General features: G+C 40.0%; 3 protein-coding genes. 1 reads left to right on the forward strand and 2 read right to left on the reverse strand.

Going from position 1 to position 2,493, the window contains the following annotated elements; genetic code table 11:
- Window positions 1–94: 94 nt before the first annotated feature.
- Together VNZ46_RS05380 and VNZ46_RS05385 are read right to left on the reverse strand one after the other, a co-directional pair.
- On the reverse strand, window positions 95–862 hold the full coding sequence (locus VNZ46_RS05380) for a tetratricopeptide repeat protein (protein WP_325559096.1): 768 nt from the start codon (window positions 860–862) through the stop codon (window positions 95–97).
- Window positions 855–1,511 carry a sigma-70 family RNA polymerase sigma factor gene (locus VNZ46_RS05385; RefSeq protein WP_325559097.1) on the reverse strand — a complete coding sequence of 219 codons (657 nt, stop codon included), beginning with the start codon at window positions 1,509–1,511 and terminating at the stop codon, window positions 855–857. The genes VNZ46_RS05380 and VNZ46_RS05385 overlap by 8 nt, the downstream gene beginning before the upstream one ends.
- Window positions 1,512–1,689: 178 nt before the next feature.
- Here VNZ46_RS05385 and VNZ46_RS05390 point away from each other — a divergent pair, with 178 nt between their 5' ends.
- Window positions 1,690–2,250: a hypothetical protein gene (locus VNZ46_RS05390; protein WP_325559098.1), complete on the forward strand. Its 561-nt coding sequence runs from the start codon at window positions 1,690–1,692 to the stop codon at window positions 2,248–2,250.
- The last annotated feature ends 243 nt before the right edge of the window (window positions 2,251–2,493 follow it).

Raw genomic sequence — 2,493 nt, forward strand, 5'->3', positions numbered from 1 at the left:
GACTGCGGGTGATAAAGTTTATCGACGCAAACTCAGAACCCGGGGAGTCAATAATTTTGAAAACCCTTATAAGCCTTCTGTTCCGAGGCTTTAATTAATACATTTTTTTTAGCCATTCCTGTGCAGTTTCTTTTCCTTCGAGGTCGTTCTTAACGACCTGTTTTAGCAGGAGCTTTGCATTTGCTTTATCGCCGGGTTGATCACGATCCATAAGAGTGAGAGCCTGATATAGTAATGCAGGATTTGCATAATCCTGACTATATGTTTCAAGCTCTTTGAACCAGGTCAGGGCCCTATCATATTCTTTTAATTTAAGAGCGGAGAGTCCGGCATATTTTTTTGCAGTAGAATTGGAGGAATCAGAATGAATGATCTTTTCAAAATGCAGAAGGGCCTCAGCCGGCTTTCCAGCGTTATATAAATTACGACCCATTTGAATGCTATCCGTTTTGCCACCCATAGTCACCTCAAGGGTTTGCAGGTTTTCTTTTTCATATTGACTGGCTAATTCCTGAGGAGAAGCAGTATTTGTAAATGTATTAATCCCGAAGATAATACCCGATACCACCGCCGCAGCAGAGATATAATAAATTAATTTTCTGAGTGGGCGGGCGCCAGAAATTTTCTTTACCGGAATCTTGTCTTCAATTGAATCGTCCTGATAAAGTCTTTTAAAATTTTCTTTCTTTTCAGTCTGGGCAACTTCCCTGGAAACAGTCAGGGCACTCAGATAAAAAGCTACTTCTTCAGCGAAAGCTGGGTCAGACTCAATTCTTTTTTCAAATTCTCTTGCCTGGTCGGGGACCAGTTCATTCGTGAAATAACTTTCTATATAGTCTGTGTTGTCCATCTCTTTATTCAACTTTATACAGCTTTCGCAATCTTTCCAGGCAACGAAGCCTGCTTGTTTTTACTACATCTGCAGTTTTATAATTGAGGAGGGACGCGATTTCCTTATCACTATAATTCTCTCCCCAGAACATCAGCAATTGCCGGCACTTTTCTTCCAGTTCTTTCAGTTTTTCTTTTAGCAAATTCCAGTCTGCCTTGTCGATCAGCTTTTGAACTACTGACCGTGCGGTATCGGATAAAAGCATTAATCTGTCTGAAATGGATTCGTGCCGGTGCACGCTATTCTTATTAGTCGTTCTTTTCCGGAGAAGGTCAACACATTTATTATGAAATATCTGGTAGAGGTAAGTTTTAAGGGAGGCCCGGGCTTCAAAATGAGTGTTTCTGATGTTTTCCAGTGCGGCCAGGATGGTATCTGAATAAGCATTAAATGATTCATCCTCCGATAAGGCGTGCTTAGTCATGCCTTCCCGAACGAAATAGGAGAACCGGTTGAATAATTGCTCTTCACTTCTTCTTTTGTCAATCCCACTTTGCCTTAGCTGTTCGATTATTTCCTGGTCTGTATAACGAAAAGAACCAGCGCTGTCCATTATAGTGGGTCTTTCATCCAATTTAAGAAAAATATGGACTAGTTCAACATTTTCTGTTTCCCGCATTCAAAATCTTACGATAAATCATTTACAACACATTCCGGAATCAAGCAATCGACATCCTTACCCTATTCAAGTAGCCAATTATTTAGAACCCTGTGATGAAGCCGTATGGTGAGTGCGAGGAAACTTCGCTGATCCATCCTTCAGATCAAAAATCATTAATCAATTAAACCTTACAAAAATGAAAAAAACCCTATTTGCGCTTTCACTTGGATTCACTTCCATTGTGGCGCTCAGTAACTGCGCATATGCGCAGAATTCTGAAAACCCAGTTGCTTTTAATGACACAAAAATCTTTAAGTCTTCCATTCGCAATTTGGCAGCTCTGGAAAGTCCCGCTTTTATGGGAACATATATTCCGGATGCAAAAAACATCAATGCCAAAGCCATCAAGGATTTTCAGAGCCGTTTCAACGGAGCCAGCAATACCATGTGGTTTGCTGATGATAATGGCTTTGTATCCTACTTTGTTAAGGATGGATATGGAAACAGAGCTTTTTATGATAAAAAAGGCCGTTGGCAATATTCATTGCTTTTCTATGGTGAAGACAAACTTCCCCGGGATATCAGGTCAATTATCAAATCAACTTATTTTGATTTGGCTATAACCCTGGTTGAAGAAGTACAAACTACAGAAGGCATGGCATATGTTGTTCACCTTGAAGATAAATCAAACATTAAGCTATTAAGAGTGAGCAAAGATGGTGAAATGGAAATCATGCAGGAACTAACAAAGGAATAATAATATATTAACCCTTAGCCCTCTGCAACCAGTTGCCCCCGAAAGGGGGCAACTTTTTTTCGGTCATCGGTCATCGGTCATCGGTCATCGAATAAGTATTACCTTTTCAACAAATTCTATTCAAAATGACCCTGATTATTTTAGGATTGCTGATCATTATTATTGGATTTGTGATCCGACGCCATATGACACCGTTTTCACCTTATTCAGGCTATTTACGTGCGATCGGTCTTGTACTTTTCC

It is taken from the genome of Pedobacter sp. (assembly GCF_035566355.1).
Taxonomy (GTDB): Bacteria; Bacteroidota; Bacteroidia; order Sphingobacteriales; family Sphingobacteriaceae; genus Pedobacter.

What these genes read in the sequence shown, in the direction of transcription:
- VNZ46_RS05385 (WP_325559097.1), bottom strand. Translation starts at nt 1,511, where the DNA reads ATGCGGGAAACAGAAAATGTTGAACTAGTCCATATTTTTCTTAAATTG.
- VNZ46_RS05390 (WP_325559098.1), top strand. Translation starts at nt 1,690, where the DNA reads ATGAAAAAAACCCTATTTGCGCTTTCACTTGGATTCACTTCCATTGTG.